The 20,328-nt window shown below is 47.5% G+C and carries 20 protein-coding genes; 13 read left to right on the top strand and 7 right to left on the bottom strand.

Annotation, left to right across the window (positions count from 1 at the left end; genetic code table 11):
* Window positions 1-90 precede the first annotated feature (90 nt).
* From trxC to AC566Q_RS14390, 3 genes are all read left to right on the top strand, one after another.
* On the top strand, window positions 91-525 hold the full coding sequence (gene trxC, locus AC566Q_RS14380) for a thioredoxin TrxC (protein ID WP_499607377.1): 435 nt from the start codon (window positions 91-93) through the stop codon (window positions 523-525).
* 122 nt (window positions 526-647) lie between these two features.
* The gene (locus AC566Q_RS14385; RefSeq protein WP_499607380.1) at window positions 648-2,861 is read left to right on the top strand and encodes a YgiQ family radical SAM protein; all 2,214 of its coding nucleotides are present in this window, start codon (window positions 648-650) and stop codon (window positions 2,859-2,861) included.
* Between the two features lie 139 nt (window positions 2,862-3,000).
* Window positions 3,001-3,252 (top strand): HP1242/YdcH family protein, encoded by a 252-nt coding sequence (locus AC566Q_RS14390; protein WP_123325629.1) that lies wholly within the window; start codon window positions 3,001-3,003, stop codon window positions 3,250-3,252.
* Window positions 3,253-3,416: 164 nt separating this feature from the next.
* Here the strand turns inward: AC566Q_RS14390 and AC566Q_RS14395 are convergent, their stop codons facing one another.
* Window positions 3,417-3,962, bottom strand: coding sequence for a DUF3718 domain-containing protein (locus AC566Q_RS14395; protein WP_499607384.1), 546 nt, complete (start codon window positions 3,960-3,962; stop codon window positions 3,417-3,419).
* A 99-nt stretch (window positions 3,963-4,061) separates the two neighbouring features.
* On the opposite strand from AC566Q_RS14395, the gene AC566Q_RS14400 reads away from it, so the two are divergent.
* Complete coding sequence (locus AC566Q_RS14400) at window positions 4,062-4,307, top strand: winged helix-turn-helix domain-containing protein (protein ID WP_499607386.1); 246 nt, start codon at window positions 4,062-4,064, stop codon at window positions 4,305-4,307.
* 253 nt (window positions 4,308-4,560) lie between these two features.
* Window positions 4,561-5,094, top strand: a complete 534-nt coding sequence (locus AC566Q_RS14405) for a PH domain-containing protein (protein WP_499607389.1) — start codon at window positions 4,561-4,563, stop codon at window positions 5,092-5,094.
* Between the two features lie 101 nt (window positions 5,095-5,195).
* On the opposite strand, the gene ahpF is transcribed toward AC566Q_RS14405, so the two are convergent.
* The 4 genes from ahpF to AC566Q_RS14425 all read right to left on the bottom strand — a co-directional run bounded on the left by ahpF (window position 5,196) and on the right by AC566Q_RS14425 (window position 10,270).
* Window positions 5,196-6,788 (bottom strand): alkyl hydroperoxide reductase subunit F, encoded by a 1,593-nt coding sequence (gene ahpF, locus AC566Q_RS14410; RefSeq protein WP_499607391.1) that lies wholly within the window; start codon window positions 6,786-6,788, stop codon window positions 5,196-5,198.
* 84 nt (window positions 6,789-6,872) lie between these two features.
* The gene (gene ahpC, locus AC566Q_RS14415; protein ID WP_105935373.1) at window positions 6,873-7,436 is read right to left on the bottom strand and encodes an alkyl hydroperoxide reductase subunit C; all 564 of its coding nucleotides are present in this window, start codon (window positions 7,434-7,436) and stop codon (window positions 6,873-6,875) included.
* Window positions 7,437-7,739: 303 nt separating this feature from the next.
* Window positions 7,740-9,398: a response regulator gene (locus AC566Q_RS14420; RefSeq protein WP_499607396.1), complete on the bottom strand. Its 1,659-nt coding sequence runs from the start codon at window positions 9,396-9,398 to the stop codon at window positions 7,740-7,742.
* Between the two features lie 206 nt (window positions 9,399-9,604).
* Window positions 9,605-10,270, bottom strand: coding sequence for a 2OG-Fe(II) oxygenase (locus AC566Q_RS14425; protein ID WP_499607398.1), 666 nt, complete (start codon window positions 10,268-10,270; stop codon window positions 9,605-9,607).
* A 231-nt stretch (window positions 10,271-10,501) separates the two neighbouring features.
* On the opposite strand from AC566Q_RS14425, the gene AC566Q_RS14430 reads away from it, so the two are divergent.
* From AC566Q_RS14430 to AC566Q_RS14445, 4 genes are all read left to right on the top strand, one after another.
* A complete protein-coding gene (locus AC566Q_RS14430) occupies window positions 10,502-12,055 on the top strand; it encodes a GNAT family N-acetyltransferase (RefSeq protein WP_499607400.1) in 1,554 nt (517 codons plus the stop codon).
* A gap of 2 nt (window positions 12,056-12,057) precedes the next feature.
* Window positions 12,058-12,780 (top strand): thioredoxin domain-containing protein, encoded by a 723-nt coding sequence (locus tag AC566Q_RS14435; RefSeq protein ID WP_499607403.1) that lies wholly within the window; start codon window positions 12,058-12,060, stop codon window positions 12,778-12,780.
* 123 nt (window positions 12,781-12,903) lie between these two features.
* Entirely contained in the window at window positions 12,904-13,701 is a 798-nt protein-coding gene (locus tag AC566Q_RS14440) for a hypothetical protein (RefSeq protein ID WP_499607404.1), read from the top strand.
* A 155-nt stretch (window positions 13,702-13,856) separates the two neighbouring features.
* On the top strand, window positions 13,857-14,849 hold the full coding sequence (locus AC566Q_RS14445; protein ID WP_499607406.1) for a patatin-like phospholipase family protein: 993 nt from the start codon (window positions 13,857-13,859) through the stop codon (window positions 14,847-14,849).
* A gap of 65 nt (window positions 14,850-14,914) precedes the next feature.
* Here the strand turns inward: AC566Q_RS14445 and AC566Q_RS14450 are convergent, their stop codons facing one another.
* Complete coding sequence (locus AC566Q_RS14450; protein ID WP_499607408.1) at window positions 14,915-15,619, bottom strand: hypothetical protein; 705 nt, start codon at window positions 15,617-15,619, stop codon at window positions 14,915-14,917.
* 144 nt (window positions 15,620-15,763) lie between these two features.
* Here AC566Q_RS14450 and AC566Q_RS14455 point away from each other — a divergent pair, with 144 nt between their 5' ends.
* The 4 genes from AC566Q_RS14455 (at window position 15,764) to AC566Q_RS14470 (ending at window position 19,352) form a co-directional block, all read left to right on the top strand.
* Window positions 15,764-17,374 carry a methyl-accepting chemotaxis protein gene (locus AC566Q_RS14455; RefSeq protein WP_499607410.1) on the top strand — a complete coding sequence of 537 codons (1,611 nt, stop codon included), beginning with the start codon at window positions 15,764-15,766 and terminating at the stop codon, window positions 17,372-17,374.
* A gap of 147 nt (window positions 17,375-17,521) precedes the next feature.
* Complete coding sequence (locus tag AC566Q_RS14460; RefSeq protein ID WP_499607412.1) at window positions 17,522-18,061, top strand: manganese efflux pump MntP; 540 nt, start codon at window positions 17,522-17,524, stop codon at window positions 18,059-18,061.
* A gap of 227 nt (window positions 18,062-18,288) precedes the next feature.
* Window positions 18,289-18,726 carry a hypothetical protein gene (locus AC566Q_RS14465; protein WP_499607414.1) on the top strand — a complete coding sequence of 146 codons (438 nt, stop codon included), beginning with the start codon at window positions 18,289-18,291 and terminating at the stop codon, window positions 18,724-18,726.
* Window positions 18,727-18,803: 77 nt separating this feature from the next.
* A complete protein-coding gene (locus AC566Q_RS14470) occupies window positions 18,804-19,352 on the top strand; it encodes a hypothetical protein (protein ID WP_499607417.1) in 549 nt (182 codons plus the stop codon).
* Window positions 19,353-20,000: 648 nt separating this feature from the next.
* Here AC566Q_RS14470 and rpsO read toward each other — a convergent pair.
* The gene (rpsO, locus tag AC566Q_RS14475; protein ID WP_105935385.1) at window positions 20,001-20,270 is read right to left on the bottom strand and encodes a 30S ribosomal protein S15; all 270 of its coding nucleotides are present in this window, start codon (window positions 20,268-20,270) and stop codon (window positions 20,001-20,003) included.
* Window positions 20,271-20,328 lie beyond the last annotated feature (58 nt).

Raw genomic sequence — 20,328 nt, forward strand, 5'->3', positions numbered from 1 at the left:
CAGAGTATAAGCCACCGGGAAGTACAATTCAGCCCTTGAGAAAGGGAAAAAGCACACAACATATAATCTATAACAAATTGGAGTGAAATTATGAGCGCTATTCATATCGTTTGCCCCCACTGTCAGGGGCTCAATCGCAGTCCGGCAGAGCGTTTAAGTGACAACCCGGTGTGTGGCAAGTGCAAACAGGGCCTGTTACCCGCCCACCCTATCGATTTAAAACAGGCGGATTTTGCGCGCTTTATCGAGAAATCAGACCTTCCGGTGATTGTGGATTTTTGGGCCGACTGGTGTGGCCCCTGTAAAATGATGGCCCCTGCATTTACTCAGGCTGCTGAACAGTTCCAAGGTAAAGCCATCTTTGCCAAGGTCGATACCGAATCTAACCCCATGTTAAGTCGGCAATTTGCTATTCGCAGCATTCCCAGCCTGTTAGTGTTTAAACAAGGCCGTGAAGTGAGCCGTCAGGCCGGCGCGATGTCAGCCGGACAGCTTATCCAGTGGGCACAGCAGGTAATTCGTTAATCAACTCTATTTTTATTGTGCAATTTGCTTCACGGTTGAGAGCTGTAAATACTGACTTAGCTATTTTCGCCTGCGGATGTTTGCTATAATTCAGCCGTTTTCACAACCCTCTGAAGAATTCCATGCAAGCAACCATTAAAGCCGATCGCGGCCTGTTTTCTTATCCTAAATACTGGGCACACTGCTACGGTAGCGCGCCATTTTTACCCATGTCCCGGGCCGAAATGGACGAACTGGGCTGGGATAGCTGCGATATTATTCTGGTCACAGGCGACGCCTATGTGGACCACCCCAGTTTTGGTATGGCGATCATCGGCCGCTTGCTGGAAGCACACGGTTACCGGGTGGGTATTATTGCCCAGCCCGACTGGAAGAATAAAAACGACTTTATGAAGCTGGGCAAGCCCAATTTGTATTTTGGTGTAACCGCCGGCAACATGGACTCCATGATTAACCGCTACACCGCGGATAAAAAGCTACGCCACGACGATGCTTATACGCCCAACAACGAAGGCGGCAAGCGCCCCGACCGGGCAGTCACCGTTTATTCCCAGCGTTGCCGCGAGGCGTTTAAAGACGTACCGATTATTATTGGTGGGATTGAAGCCAGTCTGCGCCGTATTGCCCACTATGACTACTGGTCAGAAAAAGTGCGTCGCTCAGTGCTGTTTGATGCCAAAGCCGATTTACTGATGTTCGGTAACGCTGAGCGCCCACTGGTGGAAGTGACTCACCGTCTGGCGGCTGGCGAAGCCATTGGTGATATTACCGATGTGCGGGGCACTGCTATTATTGTTAAACAACCCTTACCAGAATGGCAGGGCGTTGACTCTACTTCACTTGACCGTCCCGGCAAAATCGACCCCATTCCCAGCCCCTATATCATGGAGCCGGATTGTGAGGGCCAGAACGAAAATAAAGGCAACGAAAATAAAGACAGCCAGCCGGTTACCGAAGCGAAAGCCCAGCCCATTGTGGTGCAACCGGCCGAACGCCGTAAACCCTGGGAACAGGTATATGTAAAATTACCGGCCTTTGAAGTAGTGCGCGATAACAAAACCCTGTATGCCCATGCTAACCGCATTCTGCATCAGGAAACCAATCCGGGTTGTGCCCGGGCGCTGTTACAGCGCCACGGCGATCGGCACATTTGGATCAACCCACCAGCCATGCCGCTGGAAACCGAAGAAATGGACGCGGTGTTCGATTTACCCTATCAGCGCGTACCCCACCCGGCTTACGGTGAAGCGAAGATCCCGGCCTACGATATGATCCGTTTTTCGGTCAATATTATGCGCGGCTGCTTTGGTGGTTGTACGTTCTGTTCCATCACTGAACACGAAGGGCGTATAATTCAGAGCAGATCAGAAGATTCGATTATTCGTGAAATTGAGCAGATCCGCGATACGGTACCCGGCTTCACCGGCGTTATATCAGACCTTGGCGGCCCTACGGCTAACATGTATCGCCTGCGCTGTAAGAGTGCTAAAGCCGAAGCAACCTGTCGTCGCCCGTCGTGTGTGTATCCGTCTATCTGTGCCCACATGGATACCGACCACAAACCCACTATTGATCTGTATCGTCGCGCCCGCGATTTACCCGGCATCAAGAAGATTCTGATTGCTTCGGGCGTGCGTTACGACTTAGCCATTGAAGATCCCAATTACGTTAAGGAGCTGGCCAAACACCACGTTGGTGGCTACCTTAAAATTGCCCCTGAACATACCGAAGATGGCCCGTTAAGTAAGATGATGAAACCGGGCATGGGCACTTATTATCGCTTTAAAGAATTGTTTGATAAATACTCTAAAGAAGCGGGTAAAGAACAGTACCTGATCCCTTATTTTATTGCCTCGCACCCCGGTACCACCGATGAAGACATGCTGGCACTGGCTATCTGGCTGAAAGAAAACCGCTTTAAGCTCGACCAGGTACAAAATTTTTACCCATCACCCATGGCAACGGCCACTACGCTGTATCACACCGAGGTTAACTCACTGCGTAAAGTGAAAAAAGACAGCGAATCCGTGCCGTCGGCGAAAGGTGAAATTCACCGCCGGTTACACAAAGCCATGCTGCGTTATCACGATCCGAAAAACTTTGCGCAAATCCGTAAAGCACTCATCAAAATGGGCCGTGAGGATCTTATCGGCCGAGGTCCGCAGCATCTGGTGCCACCTGAGTCAGCCAGCGAAAAACGCCAGAAGGCCAGCAAGGCCCGCCGTGGAGAACGCGCAATGACCAAACATACCGGTTTTAAAAATGCGGCAAGTCCGAACCCGCGCAGTAAAAAGCGGCCGTTTAAAGCCAAACGCAACGACCCGCAAAACCATTAATGAGTCGGGCGGGTTTTCCCGCCCTCTTTTATTGATGCTCCCCACCGAAACCATGACCTGAATCAAGGTAACATCGAAGCTGTCAAAGTAGACTTAAGTTAGTGGAAAGGCCACTGTTAACAACCAGATAAGAGTTACTATGACTATTGAAAAACATGATCTCGTCCATGAATTCCCTGATCATCAGCACACTATTCGTCATCTAAAAATGAATGACCGCCATTTCGCCAGATTATTTGAACAATACAACGAACTCGACAGCCTTATTCACAAAATGGAAGAAGGCGCAGAGCCGACGTCGGACGATGTTTTAAACGAGAAGAAAGCCGAGCGCGTGCAGCTAAAAGACGCTCTGTTTACGTTTATCAAAGAAGCAGAAGCTGTTAATTAATTCTAATAAAAGTAACACCCAACCGTTCGCCGGAGTATTTTTGCTCCGGTTTTTTATTGGTGAATAAGCATGCTTGCTCCGTTAGCAACCTGGCATTGTCTGACTGAAAAGCAAAAAAAACGAAGAGACGTTGCCATCCCTTCGCTTTTGCCATTTTTGACCGGCTACTTACCGGTTGTCATACTTACGTTTATCTCAACCGGCACATCGCGGCTGGCGGTAACGTCCCTAATTTCGATAATTGCATTCGGGTACGTGTACTTTTCCAGCAGTGTATAGGTGTCGCTGGCACCATAGTAACGGGCAAAGGCAGCGAGTTGCATACCGTTGCAAACCAGTCCGTTAGCTAATACTTTATAAGTCGACGTATTTATTCTGCTTGAGGGTGTAAGTTCTCTTACGGCCTGCCGCAACCCGGAACGATCATCCTCAGCCGCATTTCTGCATACTGAAATAAGGTCTTTCTCAAGCTCTTTGGGATATCCTTCGGCCATGGCGGTGCCACATACTACTGATAGCGATAACACCGTCAGGCTAACAGGTAAAACTTTATTCATGTTCATCACCTTTCCTTCACCTGATTTTATTTGATTGGCTATTTCGCTGGCGATACAACTGCTCAGCCCCTCGGAGTGTAGGCCGGTATCGAGCCATTCGTCGCTGACAAAACCATGACGCTTAGATGACAGATTTAATCTGCCTTTTTTCATCCGCTTAGCTTAGAAATGTCATTTCTTTGTCATGGCCGTCATATGTTCTGCTAATCTTTACTAGCTGATAACGGGTTAGCTTTGTAAAGAGTTGCTCCCATGATTTATGATAAACCTTCACGAACCATCACCGACTCACAAGGTCGGCAACGGGTACTCTCGCCACAATGTGGTGACCTGTTAGATTTGCTGATGGAAAATGCAGGGGAGATAGTTACCCGTACCGACATGCGCTTGTCAATCTGGGGTCATCAGGTCGTCAGTGAAGATCGGATAAACCACCTTGTCTGTCGACTCCGAAAAGAGCTTAAATCACTCCCAGAACCGCCGCCCTGGCAAAATTGAGGCTATTCCCAAGCGCGGCTATCGCCTGAGCACTCAGCAACCAAAACATCATATTCCCCTGTGGTTACACCGCTGGATAGACTGGGTGCATGACATCATGCGCTAACGGTATTTTAAGACAATATTCTTTTTCGCCATGCGAAGCGTTACAGACACTTACAATTCCATACGCCCATTTTGCCTGTAACGCTGTTTGTTTAAGCGGTTAATGCGCTATCATGAATTTAAAAGGCAACGCAGATAAGGAGTCATCATGGCGGAAACCGTACTACGCAGTGCAAGCTTTAGCCCCAAGGTAAAAGCTTATTGGCTGATTAACCTTTTAATTGTCTCCGGGCTCACCGTTATTGGTATCCCGCTGTTGGTCATTTCTGTTCCCCTGATGTTATTTATCAGTGGACGCATGCTAAAGGCGATGTCCGCCGAGCTGACAGAACGAAAACTGGTTGTTAAACGTGGCGTGTTATTTAAAGTAGAAAAGTCGATTCCACTGGAGAAAATTACCGACGTTGCCATGAGTCAGGGGCCGTTAATGCGCGCTATGGGCCTTTATAGCCTGAGCTTTGAGACAGCAGGACAATCAGGCCAGGGGGCGCTGGTTTCGATGCTTGGCATTGAAGATGCCGCCGGTTTTCGCGAAGCGATTCTTACCCAGAAAGACAACTACCCTACTTCTACCCGAACAGACAAATCGCAGCCCTCACAACAATCAGAGCTTACTGAACTCACCGAAAGCGTAAAACGCATTGAGAAAATGCTGGCGACCCTCATTAACGACAAGTCTTAGTCTGAGCATTGCGAACAAGTACCTGGCAGGAATGATACTCATGCAAAAAGCGGACTAACAAGTCCGCTTTTTATCTTACGACATTGATGAAATCAATAACTTCAGGCGACAGCTGCCTGCTCTTCGAGCTCTTCCTCTGTCTGGTGAGACAGCAGATATTCGAAGGCCGCCAGTGAGGCTTTTGCACCCTCACCCATGGAGATAACAATCTGTTTATATGGCACCGTGGTTACATCCCCCGCGGCATAAATGCCTGGCTCAGAGGTGTTGCACTTACTGTCGACCACAATCTCGCCGTACTGAGTGAGATCTACAACGCCTTTCATAAACTGACTGTTAGGAACCAGACCAATTTGTACGAACACACCAGCCAGTGGTAACGAGTGCTCTTCGTTGGTCGCTCGGTCCTGATATTCAATCGCACTGACTTTGCCATTTTCCGCCACAATCTGCTTGGTTGCCGCGTTTTTGATAATGGTAATATTGTCGCGCTTTTCAGCCTGATCAATCAGTACCTGGTCTGCTTTTAACGTTGGCATAAATTCAAACACGGTTACCGATTTAACGATACCGGCCAAATCCAGTGCCGCTTCGATGCCGGAGTTACCACCGCCAATGACTGCCACGTCTTTGCCTTTAAAGAACGGCCCATCACAGTGTGGGCAATAAGCTACGCCGTTACCTACGTTTTCTTTCTCGCCGGGTACACCCAGCTCTCTCCAGCGGGCACCAGTGGCCACAATCAGTGACTTGGTTTTAATCTGTTCGCCAGATGATAAGGTCAACGTTTTAATATTACCTTTTTCGATGTTGTCCACGCGGACATGCTCTTTTAAAGTAATATCGTAATCTTTCATGTGCTCTGCCAGGTTACCAACCAGCTCGGGGCCAGTGGTTTTTGGCACAGAAATCAGGTTTTCGATACCCATGGTGTCTTTTACCTGACCACCAAAACGGTCGGCTACCACGGTCACTTTAAGGCCTTTACGGGCGCTGTAAATTGCCGCACTAACGCCTGCCGGGCCACCACCGATTACGGTAACGTCCTGAAGCGGTAACGACTGACCTTTATTGGCCTCTTTCAGGCTTGGGTCGAATTCCAATAATTTGTCAATCAGTGTGGCGGCGTCTACTTTACCGTTTGCAAAAAGCTCACCGTTTAAATACACACTGGGGACACCCTGAATATCACGCTCTTCTACCAGTGATTGGTAAAGGCCGCCATCAATCATTTCTGATGAGATATTCGGGTTAAGCAGCGCGAACTGATTTAACGCCTGGACAACGTCCGGGCAGTTGTGACAGCTCAGGCTGATAAATACTTCGAACTTAAGTTCGTCTTTTACACCTTTCACTAATGATGCAACGCTGTCATCAACTTTCAGTGCGGTGCCTGACGCATGCAGCAGTGCCAGTACGAACGAGTTAAACTCGTGTCCGCCTGGGATCCCGGAAAAACGAATACCGGTATCTTCACCATCAGCTTCCAGTAAAAAACTGATTGAGCTGCGTAGTACGCCGTTTGTATCTCGTTCTTCCAACTGGATCTTGTCGCTCACTTCTGCCACACCAGACAGAAACTGCTTCAGCTCGTCACGTTTAGTGTGCTCGCCGGTTTGCAGAACTAACGTGATGTTTTTCTGCATCGACGCGAAGTAACCTTTTAGCGCCTTTTTAATATCTTGCGTAATCATATTTAATTCTGCCTTAGATAATGTGGTTGAGGAAATGTGCGGGCCACAGCCCGCACCGACATTACTCGTTGGTTAAAACGGTAATTAGATTTTGCCTACCAGGTCTAATGATGGAGCTAAGGTTTCTTCACCTTCTTTCCATTTAGCCGGGCATACTTCACCTGGGTGAGACGCTACGTATTGAGCCGCCTTAACTTTACGTACCAGGTCATCTGCGTCACGGCCGATACCTTCAGCAGTGATTTCCATTGCCTGAACAATACCGTCTGGGTCAACTACGAATGTTGCGCGGTCAGCCAGACCCATCTCTTCACGCATGCAGTCGAAGTTACGGGTAATTTCGCCTGTTGGGTCGCCGATCATGGCGAACTTGATTTTACCGATAGTTTCTGACGCTTCGTGCCATGCTGCGTGAGTAAAGTGAGTGTCAGTTGATACTGAGAATACTTCTACGCCACGAGATTGCAGCTCTTCGTATTTGTCGGCGATGTCACCTAACTCCGTTGGACATACGAAAGTGAAGTCAGCCGGGTAGAATACAAATACTGCCCACTTGCCCGCGATGTCTTCGCTGCTTACTTCGATTAATTCACCATCTTTAAACGCGTTCGCTTTGAATGGTTTGATTTGAGTGTTGATTAAAGCCATTTACTTTCTCCTAAAGTTAGGTTTATTTAACGCTTTCAATATTAACTGTGTGAACAGGACGACAACTTAAATCCACCACGTTCACACCGTTGATGTGCAGTTTAGGTTACGGGAATTCAACCTTTACGGTTTGCTTCTTTCTCGTTCCCTTTCGACTTGGGATAAGAATAGCGACTAACCTCAAAGATTTATAATTGGATTTGTTGAAAGTCTGATTCGAAAAAAACTATCAAGATGATTTTTTTGAATAGGAATTAATCAATTAAATTAAACCCGCCTGAATTGGCGGGTTTATTGCGGTATTTATTCTGGTGTGACGTGAACGGCGGCTTCATTGAGAGATAGCGCACTGAGATACTCATCGCACTTTTGCTGTTGATTAGCCGGCAAACTGCTATTACTGAGCATATCTGCGGCATTCATTGCCATCTCATGCTGGCTGTCTGATAACGGCTCATTCTTATTAATCTGCACCAGCACTTTTAGCAGGCTTAGCGCTATCGACTTATCGTGAGGCGACAAGATCATGGCCTGGCAAAGATTATTGTAGGCTGGAAAAATGCGGTTTTCGCGGTAGTTTACCGCCGCCATCTCTTTTAGTTCTTTGGTGGTAAACTTGATTTCGCGACGTTCAATTTCTTCACGCTTGAGGTATTCATCCACCACCTGGCTGGCCAGGGTATCACCTGCCAGTTGCGCTCGCAGTGTATCAAGAATAGCCAGACACTCTTCTTTCATGCCAAGCTCGTGGTACGCCTTCATTAAATCCAGGTTATCTTCCAGATTCATGGCCGCGCCGGCTTGCAGGTTTTCTTTTAGCTGCTTTTCGGCTTCACGTTTATTATTTTTCAACGAATCGATACGAGCCTTAATCACCAGCATCTTATTCGCCAGAGCAGGCTCCACAAAGTCGCCGCGGGTTAAGCCTTCTATCTCACGAGTGATCTGGCGCTGTAGTTTTTCCGACTCTGCTCCCGAAACCGTTGCAGCCAGATCAATCATGGTACGCACTACATTAAGGCTAAGCTCCGGTGAATCGTGTATCGAGTTCCTGGCAAATTTTGCCATATTCTGCACCGCTGAAAGCTGCCCGTATTTGTCGCGGTTAAGCCGGGCCAGGTCCCACAATTTTTTGTTTCGTTCAATATTGCGAGGGGCCAGCTTGCTGGCCGCTTTAACCTGTTCATAGGCAACATCAAATTGTTCCTTGCTTATGTAGTACTGAGCCAGTAAATCATAAGTTAAGAATCGGGTATCATTGCGCTCTAGTAAATCTTCGACCAGCAGTTCTGCCTCATCAATCTTATCCTGTTTAAACAGTGCTTTGGCTAAGCCGATATGTACCCAGGCATGGTCGTATTCATCTTTAAGCTGACAAAAATAGCGCTCAGCCGTCGCGAACTCCCGCAAATTTATCAGGCATTCGCCGATCATCCTTTTCAGGCGCGGGTGATACTCCGCGACCCCCATATCTTTAAGGCTACGTTCAGCATGGTATATGGCCGCCGCATAATCCCCATTATCCATGCAATGCATGACTTTATGTAATTTGCGGCGGATATTAAGCAGATAATTGAAACGCTGCTGCACCCGACTGGCATCCAGCGGTTTAACCCAGAAGTCATCCGGTTGCAGCTCGATAATACAGTTAACCAGCCCCATACTGGTTTCTGCACTTAAAAATACAACGGTAGACTTATCGCCGATATAATTGTTGTGTTTGAGCTCTTCAAACAGATGGAAACCGTCTTTGTCGCTGCTGACATTAAATGCCAGCAGAACAACGTCAAAGGAGTCTTGCTGACACAGGCGAACGGCATGAAAAGCATTTTGCGCACTGCTCACCTGCTTAACGCCCAGCTCCAGCAGGGCCGACTTGATTAGGTCATGAATAAGCGCCTGGTTGTCTACAACCAGTACTTTTAACTCATCTATTGCTTTCGGTAATGGGATTTTATCCATTGTCACAACCACTTAACACGAAATTGCTTTCCTTGTCTGTGCAATGCCAGGCTTGCGGCAGCCCTGTGTTGACCACGTCTGCCACTGCACGAAGCGCTAAACCAGAGGGTATGTATTACCTGATGTTATCCCGAATTTCATAAAACTGCCATACTGATATTTTTCAATCAGTCTCTATTTAGCCATTTCCGGGCAAAATCCGCGCTTTATCGCGGCGGATCAACCCGATGAGCCGTAGAATTATTCACCCTGAACCAACCGGCAATTGAGAATCGATCGCGCCTGGCAGGCAGTACTTCATGCGGAAACTCCTCACTGAGAAATATCACCATAGTGCCAGCCAACGGGGTGACGGAAACCGCTTCATCCGGCGTTGCCGGCGGGTAAATTACCAGCTCACCGCCGTCGTCCTGTGTCCAGTCAGAATTAAGGTAATAAACCGTCGACAGTACCCGGTTAGATTCGCCCTGAAACGCATCCATGTGTCGTTTATAAAAGCTGCCCGGCGGGTAATGGGCAAAGTGACTCTCGTATGAGAACAAGCCTAGAAACAGTCGTTTATTAAGATACGCTTTTAAACAATCCATCCAGTTTAACCACGCAGTGGTTACCGCAGCGGTACCCTGGATCCAGCATATCTCATCGGTGCGAACGAATTCATTCTGATGATACTGCCTTGCCCGGCCAATCCCGGCGGGATCAAAATTAATCGCTTCCTGGGCATAGGCTGTCAGCCGGGTGGTCAATGCCGGTGGCAATGCGGCGGGTATGACACTGTAGCCTCGCTGATATAGATCATCAGCAATGCGTTCAAACAATTCCTCAGGGGCCTTAGACCCGGCAAGAACATGATTTTCTAAAGAAGTTGTCAACAGAAGGGTTATCCAAATAAATCAGGCGTGATAAATATACTGAAAACAGCGATTAGACAAGTTATTTTTTGTACGATCCGGTATTTTTTGCTCCAGCCTGATCGATTACGCCACTCGTACTGATCAAATGCCCTGGCCGCAAGGTATAGGTTTGTAATAACTGGAAAACTTGGAGTGCATCACCGGTGCATGCTATGTTGCCAACAGACAAGTCATTTTTGAGAAAGTAGCATGAGCGACGAATTATATACTGAAGATACCGAACACCATCTCGACCTGAGACACCTGACCCTGGATGACTACCAGGATGTGAAGGAGCTCATGGACGATGTTTATCGCAATGTGGGTGGTGCCTGGCCGTATAAAAATTATAAAGCGCAAATCACCACCTTTCAGGATGGTCAGATTTGTATTGAAGACAAAGGCAAGGTAGTGGCCTTTGCCATTTCAGTCATTGTAGATTACGACCAGTTTGGTGATAAGCATTCCTATGATGAAATTACCGGCGATGCCTATCTCACCACTCACGATCCAAATGGCGACGTGCTCTACGGCGTCGAAGTTATTGTCTCACCGGAATACCGCGGTTTACGCCTGGGACGCCGATTATATGAAGCGCGCAAAGAGTTATGCCGTAACCTGAACTTAAAATCCATTATGGCCGGCGGGCGTATTCCTAACTATGCCAAGCATGCATCGGAAATGACACCCTACGAATATATCGAGCGGGTAAAATCGAAAGACATTTTCGACCCTATCCTCACCTTTCAACTATCCAATGGATTTGAAGTTAAGCAAATCATGCAGGCCTACCTGCCTGAAGACAAAGCGTCAAAGGGATATGCCACGCTGCTGCAATGGCACAACATTTATTATGAGCCCGGCAATCCGCAGCTGATCGGTGGTAAGAAAAGTTCGGCAAGAATTGGTTGTGTGCAATGGCAGATGCGCTATTTTGAAAACGTCGAAGAGCTTATTCAGCAAGTAGAGTATTTTGTCGACGCGTTGTCGGATTACGGCTGTGACGTGGCGCTATTCCCGGAATTTTTTAATGCACCGCTGATGGGCCTGGCGGAATCGGAATCATCTATAGATGCTATCTGGCATCTGGCCGAATATACCGACGAAATCCTCACCGCCACCTCGCTACTGGCTGTTTCGTACAATATTAATGTTATCGCAGGGTCCATGCCGGTAATTGAAGACGAAGAGCTGTATAATGTGAGCTACTTGTGCAAGCGTGATGGGACCATAGAAGCTCAGTATAAATTGCATCCCACACCGCACGAGAAAAAAGACTGGATCATGAAAGGCGGTAACTACCTGCGCTGTTTTGACACCGACTTCGGTAGAATCGGGATTTTAATTTGTTACGATGTAGAATTCCCGGAGCTTGCCAGGGTGCTTTCTGAGCAGGAAATGCAAATACTGTTTGTGCCGTTCTGGACCGATACCAAAAACGGCTACCTGCGGGTACGTCGTTGTGCCCAGGCGCGGGCAATTGAGAACGAGTGCTATGTAGCCATTGCCGGCAGCGTAGGGAACTTGCCGAAGGTAGATAACGTGGATATTCAGTACGGCCAAACCGCGGTATTTTCACCGTCTGATTTTGCTTTCCCGCACGATGCCATTGTCTCGGAAACCACGCCTAACACCGAAATGACGCTGATTGTTGATTTGGATCTGGATAAATTAACTACCCTGCAAAATGAGGGCTCAGTACGTAACTACCTCGACCGTCGCCGCGACCTTTATCGGGTGGAATGGCTGGGTGGTGAAGACTAATTATGTTACGTAAATTCACTGCGGTATTAATGCTGGTAGTTGCCTGGCCTCTGCAGGCCGGCGACGACACCGGTGTTTTTTATCAGCGCTATGATAACGAGGCCGCGATGGTAGAGCATACCATCACCCGGGCCAGCGAGAATCAACAACTGGTTGCCCTGGTGCTGGGTGCCGCATGGTGTCATGACTCACGGGCGCTGGCCGGTTATTTTAGTGATCCGGCACTGGCACCTGTCACCGAAAACATAGCTGTGCTACCTGTGGACGTAGGCTATTTAGAAAACAAACGAACATTGTTGAGCCAATTTGGCTACCCGGTCTATTTTGCTACACCTACATTGCTGTTGATTGATCCGCAAACCCGGCAGGTGATTAATCGCGCAAGCTTACCTGCCTGGCAAAGTGCCCACAATGAATCTGCAGCGACTCTGCAAGACTATTTGCTGGCTCAGCAGCAGTACTGGCAAACCCAGTGGCTACCGGCCCCAATGGTGGCCGAAGTTGAGGCTTTTGAATCACAGCAAGCCAACCGGTTATATAAATATTACCAACAGCTAGGAAAATTACTGGCCAAAGAAGACAACGGCCAGCCAGCGCAAGGCCTTAACACGCAGTGGCGTGCTGTAAAGCAATACCGCATGGCATTGCAGTCGGACCTTATCCGGATGCATCAGGCGGGTGAAATTGGGGATAAAACACCCAACTATTCACCAATCGACTGGTAAACTGCCAAAAAGTACCGGCTAACATTGGTATTGCACAGAAATTAGCGATAACATCAGGGAATAAGGGTCCAGCGCCCGTTTTCATGAATAATTAGATCGCCACAGTTGTCATTAAGAGGGAATATGGCTAATAACTCGCGCAACGATGACTTTCCCACAATCAGACTCGACGAAGAAGACCGTCGCGGATATCAAACCAAAACGGCACCGGTTCACCGCTCGGTGACTACTTCACAGACAGCGGCTACCAGTGAACCCGAAAAAGCTAAAGGCGGCTCAGGCTGGGGGGTTGTTGCCCTGTTGGTAGCCATTGTAGGTTGTGGTGCAGCAGGTTACTTATTTACGGTTACGCAAAAGCAAAATGCAACGCTGCAAAACGCAGAGCAACGCATCCAGCAGTTGGAAAACAAATTGTCTGCCACCGGCGAAGAGATTGGCGAGTCAACCGTAGCTTTGCAGGTAAAAGTTACTGAACTGACCAACAAAACCGCTGAATTATGGGAACAAATGGATAAGCTCTGGGCTTCCGCCTGGCGCCGTAATCAGAAAGAAATTGCCGACCTGACCGATAAAGTCGCCGGCGACAAGAAGGATTTGCAGGAGTCTGTATCACAGGTTTCACGAAATCTGGATAGCCAGAAAACGCAGTTAGCAACGCTTAACAGCAGCCTGGAAACCGTCTCGGATGAAATGCTCGCCATCAATGTTCAGATGGAACAGGTTAATGCTAATAGTAGCTCTCGCCAGCAGGAAATTAAAAGCCTGAGCGATAAACTGGCTTTACTGGAGCAGCGCAATAACGCCCTGTCTAGCCGAATAGCTTCTCTGGAATCTGAAATTCGTGAACTGGCTACCAAAGTAGTGAGTTCACCTTCGGCTAGCGTGCCCGCCTCACCCTCCGGTTCTACCGGCGGTCAGTAGGCGTCTGCCACCAACCCTTTCAAAATTTGTTTGCATAAACGCCGCCGGATCCACTCCGGCGACATTATATTGTATATTTTTTAAACTATTCAGATTAATTGTGCGTAATAATAGCTTTCCATGCTGCACCGCAGCACTTTTCAGGGATGCTACTAATGAAATCCGTAAAATTATCCTTAGCATTACAGGGCGGTGGCGCTCACGGTGCTTTTACCTGGGGCGTACTTAACCGCCTGCTCGAAGAAACCTGGCTCACTATTACCGGTATTAGCGGCGCCAGCGCCGGTGCCATGAATGCCGTGATGTTCGCTGAGGGCTGGCGTAAAAACGGTCGTGAAGGCGCTAAACAACAACTGGATGATTTCTGGTATACCGTAGCTGAGCAAAATGTCGGCTTTGAACTCCCCGGCGAGCTCAAAAATTCGGTGACCAAGTGGTGGCTGAGTGCGTTCCAGTTTCTTTCTCCTTACGATATCAATCTGCTGGACATTAATCCATTACGAGACATTGTAGATAAGCAGGTTGATTTTAAAGCCTTACAACAGGCCAATCCCCTGCCCTTGTATATTGCCGCCACGGAAGTCAGCACGGGCAAGCTGGCCCTGTTTAACACACCGGAACTCACCACCGACCATCTGCTGGCTTCGGCTTGTTTACCGAACGTGTATAAAGCTATTGAGATAGACGGCAAGCATTATTGGGACGGTGGTTATGCCGGTAACCCGGCGATATTTCCGCTGATGAACGAATGCGCAGGTAAAGATGTGCTGATTGTGCTGTTGCAGCCGCTAGAACGCGAGGAAGTGCCTAAAAGCTCTGATGATATCAGTGATCGTATTACCGAAATCGGTTTCCACAGCAACTTTATGCGTGAAATGCATGCCATTGCCAGTGTTAAACGCCTGGTTAGCGGTAAGCGTTTTTTATTGGGCAAGGTTGAACGACAAATAAAGCAGTTGCGAACTCATCTGCTAACCAACGGTGAACTGCTTTCTTCCCTCGACAGTGCCACCAAGTACGACAATCGCAAAAAGTTTCTCGAATGTTTACGTGATGCCGGTGAGGAAACGACTGAAAAATGGCTGGCAAAAAACGCCGATCATCTGGGTAAAAAGCCCAGTTGCGATATCCAGGCGATGTTTGATTAACCCTGCTTGAACAAGTAAAAAAGCACCCGAAGGTGCTTTTTTACTGCCGGAGAATGCACTATTAATTATTTATTGCGACGACCAGCAATCCCCAGTCCGACAAGGCTTAAGCTGAGCAAGCCTAAAGTAGCAGGCGCTGACGCTTCTACTGCAGTAACGTTTAAGTTATCAAATGAGCTAAAACCACCGTTGCTTTGCAATTCAACAGAGTAAATACCTTCGTAATTGAAGTTAAATAAACCGCTTCCCGTGTAGTTGTCTGAGCTTCCAACCTGGATGCCGTTATCATCAAAAACGCGGACACTCCAACTAGCATTGCTTGATGCATTATTAAACCAGCCAATGTTCATCGCGGTGAAATTAAAGGCCTCGCCATTTTCCTGACTTAAAGAAAAAATAGAATAAGTATTCCATGTTTCGAGGAAACGACCGGTTGCCCCCCACCCTGCCGCGGCAGCGGGTTGAGTACCGTAACCAGAAAACGCAATTGCTTCACTGGTGCTAAATACATTTACGCAGTTCTGACAGCTAACATCTAAAATGAAACCGTTTTCGGTATATGCAGGCAAGTTTTGGGCTCTAAAGTCATCAGGAATATCTTCAAACCCAATAATAGTGGCATTTGCCTGACTGGCAAACATTAAACCGATTAACGCTGAAGGTGAAACTTTAAAAAGGGATTTAAACATCTGATTATACCTTGTACTATTAAACCAATTAATGATTGAAAAGCTAAAACCATGCCACTTTTTATTTCTCTTATTTTTCATAGCTCTACACAAGGTTTTCACTATATTTAACACTAAATGTAAAAAAAATTGACACAAATAAGAAATAAATGACTAAGAGTCAGATGAAATAAACTCTCTCTTTATCGGGTCTGTTGCGGTATATCTGATTTTGAGAGCGCAGACATGTTGAAATCAATTGGCCGCAAAGTGATGGTGGGCTACCTGGTGCTTATTATAGCCATGGTACTGGCTGGTATAGTGTTTCAGGTAAGTCTCAACCAAATCAGTAAACAAAACCGCCATTTCACAACGCATACCTTGCCCGCTTTCACGTTGCTTCAACAAACCCAGGATGATCTGGCTCAACTGCATAATCTTAACTTTGCCCTGTATGGTTACACTATTGACAGTGATTCTTATGCTGAGCGCTCTGAGCAACTAAAATCGCAACTACACGACAATCTCTCTCAGTTAGGTGAGCGTCACCGGTTTAACACAGAGACTTTGAAAAACTCACTGTATGAACTATTTGTTGCCATGGACCATTTGGAGACTATTCTGAACGCAGCGGATACTGACTGGGATGCGGCAAGGCACGCTCTGACGTTGATTGAAAATGCCAAGAACACCAGCCGGGAAGTGCTCAGCCTGATAAGCCAACAGTCAACTCAACAGGTGTTTCAGGCCACAGAAGAAGTAACTGTTACCATGGGTCTGATGCGCTGGATCAATTACGCCTCAGTGCTGCTGGTTGTGGTAGTGGCATTGCTCTCTTATCGCTATCTCTATCAAAAACTGGTCACACCGTTACTGAGTATCACTGCAGCACTCACCAGCCTGAGTCACGATAAGAACCTAGCAGTGGTGTTACCCAGTGCCAGCAATGATGAGCTCGGACAGGTGGTTAATGCCCTGAAAAATCTGATAAAGGCCTTAACCGAGGATTACACGGCTCTAAACGTTATGACAAGCCAGCTGCAAAGTGCGAGCATCACCTTTATTGAATCAGCCGCATCTTCTGATAAACAAGCCCATCATTTATCCGATCTTGCGGTTCAACTGGACAATGCTATCGCAGAGGTAGGAGTGCAAATCGCCAGCGCCTCTGAAGATTCAAAATGCGTGTCCGAATCAGCGGCGTCTACTGCGGCTCTGGTGAGCCAGGGCAAGCAGGAAGTGGCAGTCAGTGCCGCACAGATAGCCACGTTGCAGCGTGAAATCAATGAATCTGCCCGGCAGCTTTCGTCGTTACAAAACGCCGGGAATCAGGTGGGTTCGGTAGTAAAGGTCATTGCAGAGATTGCCGAGCAAACCAATCTCCTTGCGCTCAATGCAGCTATTGAAGCCGCCCGCGCAGGCCAACACGGCAGGGGCTTTGCGGTAGTTGCAGAAGAAGTTCGTACCCTGGCCTCGCGCACTCAACAATCGACACATCAGATCAACACCATACTGGCACAAATAGTGGATTCCATTACAACAACTGTGCAGGGAATGGAAGCCAACCTAACACTTACCACTGAGGCATTTAAGCAAGCTAACCATACGGAAAACGCCCTTAAACAAAGCCAGCAAAGTGTATTATCGCTAAGTGATGATAATCAACAACTGGCAGCTTCAACCGGGCAAGTGGTGGTGGCCACACAAACCATTCAGAGTCAGGTTAAGGGGATTAGCCAGCAATCCAACGAATTACTGCAGCAAAGTGAACTTACTCGCGCCAAGGCAAGTGAACTCGATGAGCTAATGACAACCCTCACCCAGATAGCCACGCGTTACCGTTTTTCATCCACCTGACCGCTCAGCCCCGGCTCTTTTCGACAAACCCAACCATTAAAACCATCAAAAACCTGGCTATAGTGCCGGGAGATTCCTTAAAATGAGGCTTTGGCTGAGCACTCGCTCTGCTTATCCGGCCCCTGGCTGATTTTTCCGGAGTCTATTATGTTAGAAGTCATTATTTTAGCGCTGGCGTTAAGCATGGATGCATTGGCTGTTTCCATCGGGCTCGGCTCGAAACATGTTCTTAATGCCAAATCGCTGTCTTTATCAGCAGCTATCTATTTCGGCGTTTTTCAGGGGATTATGCCATTAATTGGTTACCTGGGCGGTCAGGGGCTATTTGGCCTGATTGGCAGCTTTGCACACTGGATTGCATTTATCTTATTACTCTTTATCGGCGCTAAAATGGTTTTTGAGGCAATGTCTGAAGGAATTGAAGAAGGTATCGCCAAAATCACATCCCGGGTCATGCTAGTGCTGGCGATTGCCACCAGTATTGATGCCATGGCGGCCGGGTTCTCACTAACATTAATGGCATTAAACCCCTTCCTGGCGTGCCTGATAATAGGTATCACTACCTTTATTTTTAGTTTTCTGGGTGTGCATATCGGTGCTAAAACCGGTACCTGGCTGGAGAGTAAAGCTGAGCTTATCGGCGGTATAGTACTCATCCTGATAGGGTTTAAAATATTATTGTTTTAGCTCTGGTCAACACCACCGTGCCTTCTGTAGAACCCCGAGACCAGGCTTATGCAGCGCTCGGCCTTGCCAGTGAAATGGTTAAAACCGCACCGGACAGGTTATTCAGATTGATAACGGCGGATTTCGGTTATTATTAATTCACTGAGCCGGCCAAAGGCCGGTTCTTTCACCTCCGCTTGACCCCACAGCCATCATCATTGTCAGCATTCAACGACAAAGAGGCAATTATGATGAGTAGACATCGACAAATGAGTCTGTCAATAACACGGGTCGCGGCAATCACTTTAACCGCAATACTGGCAAGTGGCTGTGTTTCAAAATCCTCGCTCCCGGCAATCACCCAAACCAATGATGCTGCCACTGTTACTATCTATCGTTCCGATGAATTACAAGGCAGCCTGACCGATGTGTATATTGGTTGGGATGATGAGTACTTTATTTCACTGGCACCGCAGCAACATACCCAACTGTTAGTTAATCCGGGGTTTAAAACCTTCAAAATTCGCGCGCATGCTGACTGGAGCAATGAGCTGGCCCTTGATTTAAGCCCAAAACAAAAGGTATGCCTGATAGCCGAGGTGAATCCGCAAAATGTGGTGGGGCTTAACTGGGTTGTGTCTGGCTACCGGCTGCGACAGCTTCCCTGTGGATCACTTACGCTATAAAGAGAGCCTGTTTCATTTACCATAAAAAAGCGGTAACTTATCTTTAATCAGCCACTAGAAACATTACAAGGATTGTTATGTCGGCCGTTTCGGGATATTTAGTTGCCGCTTTACTTAACCTGGCCAGTGTTACCCCGGCCTCTTACCAACAACCGGCATTTTTGCACAACCACTCCTCTGCCGTAGTATCGCGATACCAGAAGCTTAGCCAGTACAGCAACAGCAAAGCTGAAGCTTCAGAAATCATCCAACAAGTTAATAATCTGCTTACTTCAGGGGTTGAGTTAAAGCTTGCCGATATGGTGGTAATAAGTATGGCAATGCAGAACGCCATCAACTATCAACCGGAGCAGGTAGAACAAATTTACCTGTCGATAAAGAGTCGTTACAAGCATTCCCGCACGTTAAGAAATTATTTTTTTAGTTGCACTTTATCCGGCCGGCAAAAATTACGTTCAACCATAAAAGCCTTGCGTTACAGCTTGTCTATGCCGAGCGAATTTGAACAAGAATTGTCTTTTATAGGTCATACCTCGGATGATGAGGAGCTAATGTCACTGGCTAACAGCCGATACGGTGAAATCAGCTATGAATCGGTCATCAGGCCTTTTTGTATCGCGCACTGACAAGTAATCCCCTTGAGCATCCAAATACCGTCGCACTATTGTTACGAAACCTGGCCCTCGCCCATAACCAAATTGGCAGTAAGCATATTGAACGACGGCTGATTGTACTTATCAGGGAGCTGGAAACAGAAAACGTTATACCCCATTTAACTAACGGCCCTTCAGTATACAGCTACCTGACTCCGTAATAGTCACCGTTCAGATGTAAAGAATCCACCTTCTAAAGAAGGTGGCTTTGCATTCCCCTCCTACAAGGGGGCTCTGTTTAAATCGAAGAAAAGACAATAATTATGCCCTTCTTCAGTGTTGTGATTGTCACTGGCAGACATAACAAACTAGAAGAATCATCATGGATGAGGATTCAGTCGATGCGGCACAGGGGTGACGAATAACCGAAATGCCAGTGGCATTTCGCAGTATGAGGAACGACACGCCATGGATGGCGTGGCTGGGATGAATCACAGGGACGTTTGTTACTATAGCTGTCGGCGACTCCGACAACAATGTATAGACACCTTTCTTTGCCAGCTTAAATCTAGGCGGGCAAAGCCCTACCACGAATGATAACCACCGACTGACGTAGGTGGTTTAGGGCCGAAAACAAAAAAAGCGCCATTCAGGCGCTTTTTTGCGTTGGTCAATCGCCGATTAGCGACGCAGACCAAGACGTTTGATCAGATCAAGATAACGTTCTGCGTTTTTACCTTTCAGGTAATCAAGCAGTTTACGGCGCTGGCTAACCATGCGCAGCAGACCACGACGTGAGTGGTGATCTTTCTTGTTTGATTTGAAGTGTGATTGCAGCTTGTTGATGTTGTGCGTTAACAGTGCAACTTGTACTTCAGGTGAACCAGTATCACCTTCTTTAACGCCATATTCAGCAACGATGCCTGCGGTTTCTTCTTTAGTTAGTGACATAATTTTCTCCTGTTTTTAAACCTGCCGGACCGATCACTAATTCAGTCTGACAAAACTG

The sequence above is a fragment of the Alteromonas sp. H02 genome (assembly GCF_059682525.1).